Annotated in this window: 12 protein-coding genes; 4 read left to right on the top strand and 8 right to left on the bottom strand. The window is 69.4% G+C overall.

What is annotated here, in order from left to right:
* Positions 1 to 59 precede the first annotated feature (59 nt).
* From ACIG0D_RS14440 to ACIG0D_RS14470, 7 genes are all read right to left on the bottom strand, one after another.
* On the bottom strand, positions 60 to 788 hold the full coding sequence (locus tag ACIG0D_RS14440) for a hypothetical protein (RefSeq protein WP_399799998.1): 729 nt from the start codon (positions 786 to 788) through the stop codon (positions 60 to 62).
* Positions 785 to 1,576, bottom strand: a complete 792-nt coding sequence (locus ACIG0D_RS14445) for a class I SAM-dependent methyltransferase (RefSeq protein WP_399800000.1) — start codon at positions 1,574 to 1,576, stop codon at positions 785 to 787. Before ACIG0D_RS14445 ends, ACIG0D_RS14440 begins: the two co-directional genes overlap by 4 nt.
* A gap of 144 nt (positions 1,577 to 1,720) precedes the next feature.
* Positions 1,721 to 2,584 (bottom strand): glycosyltransferase family 2 protein, encoded by an 864-nt coding sequence (locus tag ACIG0D_RS14450; RefSeq protein ID WP_399800003.1) that lies wholly within the window; start codon positions 2,582 to 2,584, stop codon positions 1,721 to 1,723.
* Between the two features lie 53 nt (positions 2,585 to 2,637).
* The gene (locus ACIG0D_RS14455) at positions 2,638 to 3,393 is read right to left on the bottom strand and encodes a hypothetical protein (RefSeq protein WP_399800006.1); all 756 of its coding nucleotides are present in this window, start codon (positions 3,391 to 3,393) and stop codon (positions 2,638 to 2,640) included.
* A gap of 55 nt (positions 3,394 to 3,448) precedes the next feature.
* Positions 3,449 to 4,651, bottom strand: a complete 1,203-nt coding sequence (locus ACIG0D_RS14460; protein ID WP_399800008.1) for a glycosyltransferase family 4 protein — start codon at positions 4,649 to 4,651, stop codon at positions 3,449 to 3,451.
* Positions 4,648 to 5,586 carry a WecB/TagA/CpsF family glycosyltransferase gene (locus ACIG0D_RS14465; protein ID WP_399800011.1) on the bottom strand — a complete coding sequence of 313 codons (939 nt, stop codon included), beginning with the start codon at positions 5,584 to 5,586 and terminating at the stop codon, positions 4,648 to 4,650. The genes ACIG0D_RS14460 and ACIG0D_RS14465 overlap by 4 nt, the downstream gene beginning before the upstream one ends.
* Positions 5,587 to 5,594: 8 nt before the next feature.
* A complete protein-coding gene (locus ACIG0D_RS14470) occupies positions 5,595 to 6,596 on the bottom strand; it encodes a UDP-glucuronic acid decarboxylase family protein (protein WP_399800014.1) in 1,002 nt (333 codons plus the stop codon).
* Positions 6,597 to 6,788: 192 nt separating this feature from the next.
* Between ACIG0D_RS14470 and ACIG0D_RS14475 the strand changes: the two genes are divergently transcribed.
* The 4 genes from ACIG0D_RS14475 (at position 6,789) to ACIG0D_RS14490 (ending at position 12,409) form a co-directional block, all read left to right on the top strand.
* Positions 6,789 to 7,448: a sugar transferase gene (locus ACIG0D_RS14475; protein ID WP_399800017.1), complete on the top strand. Its 660-nt coding sequence runs from the start codon at positions 6,789 to 6,791 to the stop codon at positions 7,446 to 7,448.
* A 210-nt stretch (positions 7,449 to 7,658) separates the two neighbouring features.
* Positions 7,659 to 9,479 carry a DUF4012 domain-containing protein gene (locus ACIG0D_RS14480; protein WP_399800020.1) on the top strand — a complete coding sequence of 607 codons (1,821 nt, stop codon included), beginning with the start codon at positions 7,659 to 7,661 and terminating at the stop codon, positions 9,477 to 9,479.
* Between the two features lie 433 nt (positions 9,480 to 9,912).
* A complete protein-coding gene (locus ACIG0D_RS14485; RefSeq protein ID WP_399800023.1) occupies positions 9,913 to 11,430 on the top strand; it encodes a polysaccharide biosynthesis tyrosine autokinase in 1,518 nt (505 codons plus the stop codon).
* Positions 11,431 to 11,563: 133 nt separating this feature from the next.
* Positions 11,564 to 12,409: a glutaminyl-peptide cyclotransferase gene (locus ACIG0D_RS14490; RefSeq protein ID WP_399800025.1), complete on the top strand. Its 846-nt coding sequence runs from the start codon at positions 11,564 to 11,566 to the stop codon at positions 12,407 to 12,409.
* Positions 12,410 to 12,734: 325 nt separating this feature from the next.
* Here the strand turns inward: ACIG0D_RS14490 and ychF are convergent, their stop codons facing one another.
* Complete coding sequence (gene ychF / locus ACIG0D_RS14495) at positions 12,735 to 13,823, bottom strand: redox-regulated ATPase YchF (protein ID WP_365763662.1); 1,089 nt, start codon at positions 13,821 to 13,823, stop codon at positions 12,735 to 12,737.
* Positions 13,824 to 13,849 lie beyond the last annotated feature (26 nt).

Genomic DNA, 13,849 nt, shown 5'->3' on the forward strand with positions numbered 1-13,849 from the left:
CCGAAGATCGAGGCTGGGCGGAGCCGGTCGCACGGTGAGCCGCTGACATGTCCGATGGTTCAGCCGTTCACGATGCTCTGCCGGGTGAGTTCGCCCGCGCGCAGGCTGGAGATCGCGTCCACGGCCGGGGCCAGCTCAGGGCTCGCCAGTACGATGCATCCCCGCTTCGCGCCGGTCTCGTCGACCGAATCGCTCTTCGGGTAGAAGGCTTTCCACCCGGGGAGTCCGGGGAGGTAGTTCACATCCAACGGAATTCCGTGGTACGAGGTGAACTGATAACCGGGGTCGCCCGGTACGCGGAAGTCGTCGATCATCACGACCGCTCTGCTCCAGCGCGCCTCGATGATCTCCAGTTCCTGGTATCGAGGCACGTCCTCCTGCCAGTGAGCGTCGAGATAGAAGAGCAGCGCGGGGTTTCCCGGCCGCTTCGAGAGGACGTGCAGCATCTTCCGTGAGTCCGCGTGGTACAGCCGGATCCCTGGAAGACCGCGGCATTTCACCGCGGCGTACCTGTAGAACCTCTCCTCGATCTCCGCGGAGTGGACGGGCAGGCCGGAGATGTCACTCAGGAACCTCGTCGTGGTGCCGCGGAAGGAGCCCGTCTCGACGATCTCATCGAAGCTGATCGCCGCCAACAGCCCGCGGATGATCTCCTGGCGCTTGAGCTGCCCGTTGAACGGCCCCAGTTCGGGCAGCCCCAGGCGTGGGAACAGCAGATCCGTCCGGAAGGAGAGCGCGGCGGGCAAGGCGGCGCTGACCTTGATGTAGGCCCGCTGCGAAAGGTTCACCGTCCGCTCCGATGTGTCGGGTCGCCTTCCGGCTTCACCACCACCGCGACCATCATGTTCCCCAGCCGGTTCACCGGCCGCAGCACTTGATAGATCGCTTTGGCCACTGTCAGGCGCCAGCGCTCCGGGAAGCGGCCCGCCGCCTTGCCGACGGCGAGATTGTGGTCCCACAGCCTGCGGAGCAGCACCTCGGCCTGCGGGCACAGGAGATAGCTTCGGGTGGTCTGGTTCACCAGCGAGTGATTCCACCGGAAGACATAGTTGACGAATTCTCCTTGCCGCTCCCATTCGGTGCCGATGAGCCTGCCCACCAGACCGTCGTGCGGCTCGATCACGATGACGGCCTTCCGGGCCACCCGTAGCATCTCCGTGAAACCCAGGACCGGGCGCGGCAAGTGGTGCAGGCCATCCTGGACCAGGACCAGGTCGTAACTGGAGTCGGGAATCTCGGCCATGCTCTCCGCGTTCAGAGGCATGGTCCGAATTTTCGGTTCCAGACTGCGGCAGACTCCGAGTGCCTCTTCGGACAGATCACTGACAGTGACGTCGGTGAACCCACTGCGGCTGAGGAAGAAGCCTTCTCCGCCCACACCGCCGCATACGACCAGAACACTCTGTCTTGCTGGATCGAGCAGTCCGCGCACACGCAGCATGCGCAGAGCGATCCGCAAGCGTCGATCGCGCAGGAAACGGGTCAGCGGATCGCTGGTGACGTGAAAGGACCAGTCATCCCTGTTGCTGCAGATTTCCGCCGTCGCGGCACGCTGCATATCAATTCCGCTTGTCACGGTTCCTCCTCTGCAGCGCGTGGTCGTCCACGCCGGATCAGTTTGTCACGACTGTATGCAATGAATCCGTCGCACGCGCCGCACGGACATGAAGTCGGGATTGCCGGCCGTCCGGGCGATCGGAATTCACGGACTGCTCCGGAACTATCTGACAAGGACCCGCGCTCCACTGCGCATTCGGACGAGAGCAGCACCGGCGAGGAGCCGCGCGTAGGGCGAGAGCCAGTACACCGGCCACACGGGGCCGGCGTGCCGCCGCGTGAACCGCAACCAGCTGCCCGGTGGCAGGCCCTTGGGGGCGCACGCCAGACGCAACCTCTGCCGGACGGGCAGTGCGGGGTCGGTCCAGTTCCCCGCTGTGGGGTTGCGTGCACAGGTGCCCAGCGTTCCGGGGGCGACCCAGACGGCACATCCGAGACGCCCGGCGCGCAGGCCGTAGTCGAAGTCCGCCAGCCCATGGCTGAAGCCCGCGTCGATCTGCCCGACACGTTGGACCACTGGACGGGGAATCAGCACCAGGTTCCCGTTCATGGTCTCGGCTCGAACCGGCCTGTCGGCCGGAGTGACCATGGTGAAGTGCACCGGGCGCAGACGGCTGCGCCGGTGAACACCCGAGTACGTCACCGCGCCGGTGTGCGGATCGCGCAGACCGCCCGCGACGATCAGGTCGCCCTTGTCCGAACCGGAGAGCGATGCGTGGGTCCGGAGCAAGCGCGACAGCGCTCCGGGGTCCAAGGTCACGTCGTCATTGAGCCAGAGGAGGAAGTCGCAGTCGCCCGCGGCCGACGCCGCGAGTGCCATCGCCTTCGCCCAGAACAGCTTGCCGCTGCCCTGGAGCACGTGGATGCCGGGCCATACCTCGCGGGCAGCGTGGGCGGTGCCGTCGGTGCTGCCGTCGTCGGTGAGCACGACACGCACGGATACCTCGGGCCCGCCCTGCCCGATCAGCGACCGCAGGCACCGGACCGTGGTCTCGCGACGGTTGTGACAGGCGATCAGCACGACCACCCGCGTCATCGGCGCCGTCGACGGTCCCAGGGCTGTCTCTCCTGGTTCACGCCTCACCGCTCGGGCACTGCGAGAGCTTCGGCGCGACGCACTTCAGGGAGCTCGGACACCTGCTGTGCGACGTCCGGGGCGGCCAGCACCACGCAACCGCGGCGGCGCCCGCTCTCCATGCTGGACGGGCAGTTCGGCCAGAAGGTGTCGTAGGGCGCGACGGTCTCTCCCAGATAATCCATCGACAGCTGCAGGTCGCCGTAGGTGTCGAATTCATAACCGTCGTCGTCGGGGACCTTGAAGTCGTCGATGACGATGACCGAGTCCGTCCACGCCTTGGTGATGATGTCGACTTCCTCCCGGAGGGGAAGATCCTTTTCCCAGTGGGCATCCAGGTAGAACAGGACCCGCGATCGGGGAAACCCCGCGGAGTCGCGCAATGTCCGCAGCGCGTCCCGGGAATCCGCGTTGAGCACCCGGACCTCTGGATTTCCGCGGAAACGTCTCTGGGCGCAACGGGCGAACCCGCGATTCTTCTCGACGGTGAACACAGGAGCGCCCGACACGTGCCACAGGAACTGCGTCGACCCTCCGCAGTAGGTGCCGGATTCGAAGACCGCCCGGGGCTGGAGTTCGCGGACCAGGGAGCGGAACAGGTTCTGCCGGAATCGCTGCCCGTTGAGGGCGGCGGGCAAGGGTCCGTAGAGCCATGGCCGCATAGTGCGGATGGGCTTGGTGATCGAGCGCCGGAGCCGAGCGGGCAGGACGCCGTCCGGACGTGGATCGGTCCGTCTGTCCGCCGGTCTTGGAATGGTCATTTCAGTGACCCCTTCATGAAAACGGCTCGTCGGTCTGCGAAATGCATCAATGGACTCACGTATTTCTATCGAGCATATGCAGCAAACCGTCGCAGAAACGCTCCGCCATGCCGTCTGCCGTATAGTCGGCGGCGTCCTTGCGGCAGGCTTCGCGAAGCGATTCCAGGCGGGAGCGGTCGGTCAGTACTCGTTGCACCGCCAACGCATAGGCCTCCGGATCGTCTCGGCTGACCACTGCGTTTCGCCCATGTTCCAGGTATTCGAACTCCGGCGCGTGCCAGGGCCAGTCGGTGGTGACGATGGGTGTTCGGAGGGCGAACGAGTCCACCGCGCACAGTCCCACACGCCCGGGCATCAGCATGACGTCCGACACTGCTCCGAGCAGCGCGACGTCCCGTCCGGCTCGGTGGCCGAGAGCCACCACCGGGCTGTCCGGGGCGGAGGCCACGGCTTCCACCAGGGGCCGGTCGACACCGTCGCCGGCCACCAGCAGCTTGAACCCCGGCAGGCCGGTCGCGAGACGCCGCGCGCATTGGAGCAGGAAGGGAATCCGCTTCGGGGCGTCAAGTCCCCCCACGTAAAGGGCTGTTCGTCCCGGCTCGAGGTGGTGGCGTGCGCGCAGCGCGGCGGCTGCGGCATGCTCGGGCGTGCCCTGGACGTCCGCGCGCTCACGCGTGACGGTCAGCTCCGTGGTGTCCACGGAGTTGCGCAGCACCGTGATGCTGTCGCGCGGGAAACCCCGCGATGCGACGTATGAGGCTCCCCCCTCCGTGTAGGCGAAGAACCAGGCGGCCCGCCGCGTGAGGGCGTCTTTGGCGCATTCCTGGAGCCGGCTCGTCTTCTTGGTGTAGGTGCGGCCGTGGCCCCAGAACGCGACCCGCGGAGGGCGCCCGCCGACCCGTCGGGACAGCTGACGCAACAACAGCGGATATGCCTCCAGATTTCGAAGTGCCTGCTCAAGCACCACCGCATCGGCGGCAGCGGCCCGGTCCGTCACCTGACGCCAGAGGAGGGACCGTCCGCCAGGGGCGGGCAGCCGTCGCGAGGGCACCTGAACCGCGCAAGCGCAGGGAGCGGCGTCGCGCCGGGCCGCCTGCTGCGGTGGTACGAGCCCGTACAGCACTTCCAGGGCAACACCCGTGGAGTTCAACCGGTCCTGCAGGTGATTGAAGAACGACGTCCGATAACCGGGGACGTAGGGCTGTACCACGACGACGCGCCGCCGGGTCTCTCGGGGTGTCACCGAAGTGATCGTCATGGCCGCACCCTAGGAATCCTGGCGGGGATTTCCCGGCCATGGCCGACGAGTCGGCCCGGATTCAGGCGATCGGATGTCGCGTGCACCGAGCCGCTGTCCGGTCGTACCGGGCGGGTCGCCTGGCGCACCACCCCGTGGACGAAGCGCGCGTTGCCGAACAGGTACCGACGCCACAGGCGGCGTGGTTCGCACCCGAGCCGGAAAAGCCATTCCAGCCCGTTGTGCCGCATCCAGTGCGGTGCCTGCGGTTTGCTGCCGGCGATGAAGTCGAAGGCCGCGCCCACGGCCACGGCCACCACGGGCAGTGCCGCACACAGTTCGGCGGCCCAGCGGTCCTGCTTGGGCGTGCCGAGTCCGACCCAGACGATGTCCGCCGCGGCGGAACGGATGTCCTCCACCTGCTGCCGCCGTTCGTGGTCGGTCAGGGGCCTGAAGGGCGGGGAGCACGTGCCGACGATCCGCGCCCCGGGATAGCGCCGCCGCAGTTCCCGGTGCAGTGCGTCGAGCACCTGGGGCGTGGAGCCGAGGAGGTAGTGGTTCAGTTCGGTGTGCTGGCTCAGGGCGAAGACGTCCATGAGGAGGTCGGGGCCGTAGACACGTGTGCCCGGCAGTGCGGCGCCGCGGTGGAGCAGTCGGTTGGCCCACACGACCGGCTGCCCGTCGGGGAGGTTGAGGGAGGCCGAGCGGAGGATGCCGCGCAGCTCGGGGTCCCGGTCCGCCAGGGCGAGCGTGTAGGCGTTGGACAGGTGTACGTCACTGCCGCGCCGGATGTCCGAGGCGCCGGGTCCGTCGGTGAGCCCATGCCGTGCCTCACGCATCCGGCCGGCCAGGTGCACGACGTGGCGGGCCGCACTGGCGCGGGTGTGCGCGGTGATGGGCACACCGAGGCACTCGACCACGGGAGCCGCCGTCACCGATGTCGTTCGACTGCTCACAGGGGCGGTCATGAGCGGGCGGCTTCGGAGCTCGGGGTGGATCCGGCGGGCCGCGCGCCGTTCCCGGTGTACTCCCCGAGGGCCAGACGCCGGCGGAAGTCCGCGATGGTGTCGCACAGGCCGCGCTCCAGGGGAGTTGTGGGCTCCCAGTTGAGCAGCTCACGGGCCAGTGTGATGTCCGGACGCCGTCGCTCGGGGTCGTCCTGGGGACGAGGAGTGAGCGTGATCTCGGAGCGGGACCGGGTGAGCTTGCCGATCCACTCAGCCAGCTCCAGCATGGAGACCTCGTGGGGATTGCCCAGGTTGACGGGTCCGCAGTGGTCGCCGGCCAGCATCAGCAGCAAGCCCTCGACCACATCGTCGACGTAGCACAGGGACCTGGTCTGGCTGCCGTCGCCGGTGACCGTGATCGGCTCCCCGCACAGCGCCTGGCGGATGAAGGTGGGGATCGCCCGTCCGTCGTCCGGGCGCATCCGCGGCCCGAAGGTGTTGAAGATGCGCACGATCTTGGCGTCCACCCCGCGGCTCCTGCGGTAGGCCATCGTCAGCGCCTCGCCGAAGCGCTTCGCCTCGTCGTACACCGAACGCGGGCCCACGGGGTTCACATGGCCCCAGTAGCTCTCGGGCTGAGGATGGATCAGGGGGTCGCCGTACGACTCGGACGTGGAGGCCAGCAGGAAGCGGGCGCCCTTGGCGGCGGCAAGGTCCAGGGCGTGCCAAGTGCCGGCCGAGCCCACTCGGAGTGTCTCCAGAGGCAGTCTCAGGTAGTCCGCGGGCGAGGCAGGTGAAGCCAGGTGGAAGACGGCGTCCACGGGCCCCGGCTCGTCCACGCCCTCGGTGATGTCCCAGTGGCGGAACTGGAAGTGCCGGTCGCCCATGAGGTGCTCGATGTTCTCGGGGCTGGAAGTCAGGAAGTTGTCCACGCAGACCACTTCGTGGTCTGCCTGAAGCAGCCGCTCGCACAGATGGGAACCGATGAACCCGGCCCCACCCGTCACTACTGCACGCATGCAGGTCCTCTCGGCCGCCCCGCCCGGGCTGGTGGACGAGGGCAAGCTTCGGTGTCATTGCCGAAGCTCGGAACGATGTCGTGTTTCTATTCATTAGTCAGAAATGACCCAAATGAGACGTCGTGCGGGTCGAAATGCCCCTAGCCAGGGCAGGTTTCACCCGTTCTGCCGCAGAAGGCGAAGGGATGCGGAATGCCGGTGTCCACTGCTAAGACGGCTCATCACCGGCCGGCTCCGTGTGAGCGAGCGCACTGGGGAATCCGGGCGGCCAAGCGGTCCATCGACTGTGTGGGGGCCGCCGTCCTGCTCCTGCTGGTGGCGCCGGTGCTCCTCGCCGCCGCCGTCGCGGTGAAGCTCGACACTCCGGGCCCGCTGCTGTTCCGCCAGCGCCGCACCGGCTGGCGGGGCAAGGAGTTCCACGTCCTCAAGTTGCGGACCATGTACGTCGGTTCGGAGCGGATGCGCGCGGCCATGGAGGTGCGCAACGAGGCGGACGGGCACCTCTTCAAGATCCGGGAGGATCCGCGGGTGACCGCGGTCGGGCGGTGGTTGCGCCGTTATTCCCTGGACGAGCTGCCGCAGTTGGTCAACGTGCTGCGGGGGCAGATGTCCCTGGTCGGTCCCCGTCCGCTCCCCGTCGAGGACTCGGCGTTCACCGGGAGGGCCCGCCGCCGTCTGCTGGTCCGGCCCGGGATCACCGGACTGTGGCAGGTGAGCGGACGGTCCGACCTCGCCTGGGAGGACGCCCTGCGCCTGGATCTCGAGTACGTCGACACCTGGTCGATCAGGCTGGACCTGGCGATCCTCTGGCGGACCCTCCCCGCCGTGCTGCGCGGTGAGGGCGCCTACTGAACCGGCGCGCGCGTCGCACGGTGGGGCTCACCTCCACACCCGGCGCCCCGAAGGGTGTTGCACGGGGGCGGCCACAAGACCCATCGAACGAGATCAGCCAGGGAGTGACACCAGATGTCCGAGACTCGCCGGGATGGGTCGCGTGTGCAGGAGCTCCCGCTCAGTGCCGAGCGTGCCGGACGGATCCCGCGCCGGCGGAGGAAGCGGGTTTTGCCCGTCGTCATCGTCCGCCGGCTGCGCGACCGTCGCGTCAGGATGCCGGTGTACGCCGCGGCGGGACTGCTCCTGGCCGGTGCCGCCTGGATCGCGGTCACCGGAGTGCTCGCCCGCAATGAGCTGCTGGCCGCCCAGCGGAGTCTGGAGACGCTGCGGCGGCAGCACCTCGTGCAGCCCGCAGCGGACCCGGCCACCGCAGCCGGCCCGCCGGCGACGCGGACCGCGTCAGCGCAGGACGCGGTGCGCAGCGCCGCCGGCCATGCCGCCCGGGCGCATCGGCTCACCACCGGCCCCGCCTGGTTCCCGGCGGCCCATCTGCCCGTCCTCGGCGGCCCCTTCCGTACCGTACGCGGTATCGCGGAGGCCTCCGACCGGCTGACCCACGACGTGCTGTCCCCCATGGCGCGCGCCGTCGCGGAACTCCATTCCACCGGCACGGACGACGGCGGACACCTGAACCTCTCCGCGCTGCGCGGTGTGGCTCCGCGTCTCGAACAGGCCTCGCGCACCGCGTCGCAGGTGCGCGCCGATGTCGACGACCTCCCGGACGGCACCTGGCTGCCGGCCACCGACCGGGCGCGCACCGAACTCGCCCGACAGCTCGACCGGATCGCCCCTCTCACCCACGATGCCGCCGCGGCGGCCCGGTTGATGCCCTCGATGCTCGGGGCGGACGGACCGCGGCGATACCTGGCGGTGTTCGAGAACACCGCCGAGGCTCGTGGAACGGGCGGGCTCCCCGGGGCCTTCGCGGTGCTCAAGGCGGACCGGGGCCGGCTGGGCTTCGAGTACTTCGGCAACGACACCGAACTGAGCGAGGCGCATGCGGACATCGAACTGGGAGCGGAGTTCGACGCGCTGTACGGCCCCAACGCCCCCACCCGGACCTGGGTGAACTCCAACATGAGCCCGCACTTCCCCTACGCGGCGCGGATCTGGGCCGCGGCGTGGCAGCGGCACAGTGGCCAGAGTGTGGACGGTGCCTTCGGTCTGGACCCCGGTGCGGTCTCCGGGTTCCTCGCCGCCTCCGGCCCCGCCCGGATGCCCGACGGGAGCGCCATCGCCGCCCACAACCTCGTGGACCTCAGCGAGCGCGCCAGCTACGCGCTCCACCCGGACTTCAAGCAGCGCAAGGCGTACTTCCTCGACGTGGCGCGGGCGGTGGCCGTCCGGTTGCTGGGTGCCTCGACCGACCCCGCGCGCCGGGCCCTCCTCTTCTCGGCACTGCACCGGCAACTGGATGAGGGGCGGATCAAGGTGTGGAGTGCCCACTCGGCGGAGCAGCGCGAACTCCTGGCGCGGTCGTTCGGCGGGGCGCTGCCCGAAGGGTCCGGTCCGCTGGCCGGACTGGTCGTCAACAACGCGGCGGGCACAAAGCTCGACTACTACCTCGACCGCCGGCTCGTGTGGGCACCGGGCCGGTGTGTCGGCGGCCGGCGCGAGGTCACCGTGACCGTCCGCCTGACCAACCGGGCTCCGGTGTCGGGGCTCCCCCCGTACGTCGTCCAGCGGGTGGACGACCCGCCCTACGACACCCGGCCAGGTGACAACCGCCTGCTGGTGTCCTACTACGCCAGTGCGGAGGCCACCCTGTCCCGTGCCACCCTGGACGGCCGCCCCACTCAAGTCGGCCACGGTGCCGAGCGGGGCCACCCGGTCTTCACCCTCGATGTCGAGCTGCCCGCGCGCGGCACGCGCACCCTCGTACTCCACTTGCTGGAGCGGCCTTGGGACCGTTCTCCCGTCGTGCTGCGTCAGCCGCTGGTGCATCCCCTGCGGGCCACGGTGCTCCCGAACGGTCCGTGCGCCGGCTGATTTCCCGCCCCCGCGGCGGGAATACCCTCGGCGCACGCCCTGCCGTTGCAGCGCGTGCGTTCACACGGCGCGAATTCGCCGGCCGCTGTGGGCCGGGACGCACGGGAGCCAGCCGGTCCCACCGACCGGCTCACCGCTCGTCCGGGGAGCGGCCGCCCGGCGCGGAGCCGAGCGGGCGCAGGACGATGACGATGACGTGGCCGGTCCCATGGGGCCGCCCCCAGCAGGCATGGCAGTGCGTGATGCGCGTCGAGGAGTCGGCGGAGACGATCGCCGCCGCCGTGCGGACCGCTGAGGCGTAGGACAGATGGTCGTACGCGCCTCCGGCTGAACTCGGCGGAAGGTCGCCACTCCTACACGTTTTCACCGGATATCACAGATATGGTCACTCGGCTAATGAATGTCCATATTGCCGCCTCCTTGCACCCCTGGGATGGGTACCTTGGATCTGTCCGACTACCTCCGGTTCCTGATCAGGCGTTGGCGCGCCATCGCGGTGCTGGGCCTGCTCGGAACAGCGGTCGGCGTGTTCGTCACCAACGCCACCACACCGCAGTACCGGGCCACCTCGACGCTCTTCGTGTCTCTTCAGGACTGGGACGACACGGTCAAGCTCAATCAGGGCAACACCTTCGCCCAGGCTCGCGTCCGCTCCTACGCGGAGGTGGTCACGAGCCACCGCGTGACCGGGCCGGTCGTCGAGTATCTGCGCCTGGATATGCCGCCCTCACAGCTGGCCCGAAAGATCACCACAGAGGTACCCCTCGAAACGGTGCTTCTCAAGATCACGGTCACAGACACCCGACCGTCCCGGGCGGCCCGGATCAGCAACGCGGTCGCCCGCCGCTTCGCCGAGGTCATCGCCGAGATCGAACGACCGGAGGGTGCCCGGCTCTCGCCCGTCCGGCTGAGCATCACCGAGCCCGCCCACACCCCGAACGCGCCGGCTTCTCCGAACCTGGTGCTCAACCTCGCGCTGGGGCTCGTGGCCGGCCTGATCCTCGGTACCGGCCTGGCGGCCGCGCGGGAGTCGCTGGACACGTCGGTGCGCAGCCGCAGCGACCTGACCCGGTGTCTCACCGATGTCGGCGGACCGGCCGTACTCGGCAGCGTCGTCCTCGACCAGCGGGTCTCCCGGCACCCGGTGGCGATGAACGACGACGCGTTCGGTCGGCGGGCGGAGGACTTCAGACGGCTGCGCACCAGCCTCCGGTTCGTGGACATCGACGCTCCGCCCAAGGTCATCGCGGTCACCAGCGCCGTGCCCGGCGAGGGGAAGACGAGCATCTCGATCAACCTGGCATCCGCCTTGGCCGAGTTCGGCTCCTCGGTCTGCGTGGTCGACGCGGACCTGCGGCGCCCAAGCGTGGCCCATGCGCTCGGTCTGGTACAGGACGCCGGACTGACCACCGTGATGATCGGCCAGGCGAACGCCGAGGACGTGATGCAGTCGGCGGGCTCCTTCTCGGTGCTGGCCAGCGGGGTGCTGCCGCCGAACCCGGCGGAGATGCTGGGCTCGGCGCAGTTCCGCACCGTGGTGCGCTCGCTCGCCGACAGGTTCGACCACGTGGTGATCGACACCGCACCGGTGCTCCCGGTGGCGGACACACCGGCGATGGCGTCGGCGGTCGACGGCTACCTGTTGGTGGCCCGGTACGCGAAGAGCACCCGGGGCCAGCTCGCCGACGCCGTGCGCGCCCTGCTGGACGGCGGCACGCCTTTGCTCGGCAGCGTCCTCAACATGGTGCCCGCCAAGCGCGACAGCGAACACTACGGCTACGGGTACGCGTACCGGCCCAGGACCTCGGGACGCCGAGACTGGCTCCCGAGCCGGCTCCGGCTCCGCCGCCGCGGCAGGCCCGCGACGATCGGGGCCTTCCCCGCGCCGACCACGCCAGCGGGGGAGGACACCGCCCCGGCCGCTGCCAGGGAAGGCGGAGAGCATCACTGAGCGAACGGAGGATGCCGCGGACGCCCGGGACCGTACGGCAGGCCCGGGCGCCGGCGTCCGGCAGGCGTGGCACCGCCGGCCCGGCGTTCGTGGGCGCCGGGGATCCGGCGCGGCGGTTCGCGTCTGCCGGCCGATGGCCCGGTCCGCGCGGACGCGTGCGCTCCTGGCGCTCCCCACCATCGCGGCCGCGGCCCTGGCGGGCGCGACACTGCTTGCCTCGTGTGCGGCTGACGGCCGCTCACCAGTGCGCAGACAGGCCGCGGCCGGGTCTGCCGCGGAGCGGGTCGAGCAGCTCGGGGTCAGGGTCCTCGGCGTCCTGCCCCATGACCCGAATGCCTACACGCAGGGCTTGGAGATGGCCGGGCGAACCCTCTACGAGGGGACGGGCCTGGCCGGCGAGTCGTCGATCCGTCTGGGCCCGCCCGGCCGGCCTCCCACCGTCCGCGCCGACCTGCCGGCACCGCTGTTCGGGGAGGGGATCACCGTCCTCGGACCGACGCTGTGGCAGCTGACCTGGCGGGATCACATCGCGATCGAACGGGACGCCGGAACCCTGGCCGAGCTGCGCCGTCTCCCCTACGCACAGGAGGGCTGGGGGGTATGCCACCAGCCAGGGCGCGGGCGGCTGGTCACCAGTGACGGTTCCGCCCGGCTGACCTTCCGGGACCCGCGGACGCTTGCCCCGACGGGTGAACTCCTCGTCACCCTCCATGGCCGTCCGGTACCGCGGCTCAACGAGCTGGAATGCGTGGGCGACAGTGTGTACGCCAATGTCTGGCCCTCCCACCGGATCGTGCGCGTCGACGCGGGCACCGGCGTGGTGACCGCTCAGATCGATGCCTCAGGGCTGTTGACCTCGAAGGAGCAGCAGCGCGCCGAGGTGCTGAACGGCATCGCCGCCGTCCCCGGCACCGATGAGTTCCTGCTCACCGGCAAATGGTGGCCGAAGATGTTCCGAGTGCTCTTCGTCGCCAGGTGATCCGGTCTCCGGTCCGGTCGGCAGGGACGCGCGGACGGGCCGGGGACGGATCAGTGCGGGGGCGACCGACGCCCAGGGGGTGGCAGGCGCACATCCCTCCGGCGGTGCGCTTGCGCCACAAAGCCCTCGCAGCGCACACAGCGACCGCTGCCCCTCACCCGGGGACGGTTGTATCCGCGGCGGAGTCGGCCGAATCATTGGCCGCGCCCCGTATGCCGCACTCCCCACCGCACCCGACCCACCGCCCAGCAGCATGGGCTGCTCGTAGCGGAGCCTCCGGGCCGGCTTCGGCGACCGGCATACGGGCCCGCCCCGAAGCCGCCCGCTAAACGTTGAAGCGGAACTCCACCACGTCCCCGTCCTGCATCACATAGTCCTTGCCCTCCATGCGCGCCTTGCCCTTCGCGCGGGCCTCGGCGACCGAGCCGGCTTCGACGAGGTCGTCGAAGGAGATGACCTCGGCCTTGATGAAGCCCTTCTGGAAGTCGGTGTGGATGACACCGGCGGCCTCGGGGGCGGTGGCGCCCTTCTTGATGGTCCAGGCGCGGGATTCCTTGGGGCCGGCCGTGAGGTAGGTCTGGAGGCCGAGGGTGTCGAAGCCGACGCGGGCGAGGGTGGCGAGGCCGGGCTCGGTGGCGCCGACGGACTCCAGCAGCTCCATGGCGTCCGCCTCGTCCAGCTCGGCCAGGTCCGCCTCCAGCTTGGCGTTCAGGAAGATCGCCTCGGCCGGGGCGACCAGGGCGCGCTGCTCGTTCTTGAAGTCCTCGTCGACCAGCTCGTCCTCGTCGACGTTGAAGACGTAGAGGAACGGCTTGGTGGTGAGCAGGTGCAGGTCGTGGAGGAGCTCCGCGCGCTCGCTGCCCTGGACGATGCCGTGCGCGAAGAGCGTGTCGCCCTTCTCCAGGATCTCCTTGGCCTCCTCGACGGCCTTGACCTTCGGCGCGACGTCCTTCTTGATCCGCGACTCCTTCTGGAGGCGGGGCAGGACCTTCTCGATGGTCTGGAGGTCGGCGAGGATCAGCTCGGTGTTGATCGTCTCGATGTCGTCCTTCGGCGAGACCTTGCCGTCGACGTGGACGACGTTCTCGTCCTTGAAGGCGCGGATGACCTGGCAGATCGCGTCGGACTCGCGGATGTTCGCGAGGAACTTGTTGCCCAGGCCCTCACCCTCGGACGCGCCGCGCACGATGCCCGCGATGTCGACGAAGTCCACCGTCGCCGGCAGGACGCGCTCCGACTTGAAGATCTCGGCCAGCTTCGCCAGACGGGGGTCGGGGACACCGACCACGCCGACGTTGGGCTCGATCGTGGCGAACGGGTAGTTGGCCGCCAGCACGTCGTTCTTGGTCAGGGCGTTGAACAGGGTCGACTTGCCGACATTCGGCAGACCGACGATTCCGATCGTGAGCGACACGTTGCGACTTCCCGTACGTGAGAGAT

Origin of the sequence: Streptomyces sp. NPDC052773, from assembly GCF_044547145.1 — a bacterium.
Lineage (GTDB): Bacteria > Actinomycetota > Actinomycetes > Streptomycetales > Streptomycetaceae > Streptomyces.

Coding starts and splice junctions, on each gene's coding strand:
- ACIG0D_RS14455 (WP_399800006.1), bottom strand. CDS start 3,393: ATGACCATTCCAAGACCGGCGGACAGACGGACCGATCCACGTCCGGAC.
- ACIG0D_RS14460 (WP_399800008.1), bottom strand. CDS start 4,651: ATGACGATCACTTCGGTGACACCCCGAGAGACCCGGCGGCGCGTCGTC.
- ACIG0D_RS14470 (WP_399800014.1), bottom strand. CDS start 6,596: ATGCGTGCAGTAGTGACGGGTGGGGCCGGGTTCATCGGTTCCCATCTG.
- ACIG0D_RS14475 (WP_399800017.1), top strand. CDS start 6,789: ATGCCGGTGTCCACTGCTAAGACGGCTCATCACCGGCCGGCTCCGTGT.
- ACIG0D_RS14485 (WP_399800023.1), top strand. CDS start 9,913: ATGGGTACCTTGGATCTGTCCGACTACCTCCGGTTCCTGATCAGGCGT.
- ACIG0D_RS14490 (WP_399800025.1), top strand. CDS start 11,564: ATGGCCCGGTCCGCGCGGACGCGTGCGCTCCTGGCGCTCCCCACCATC.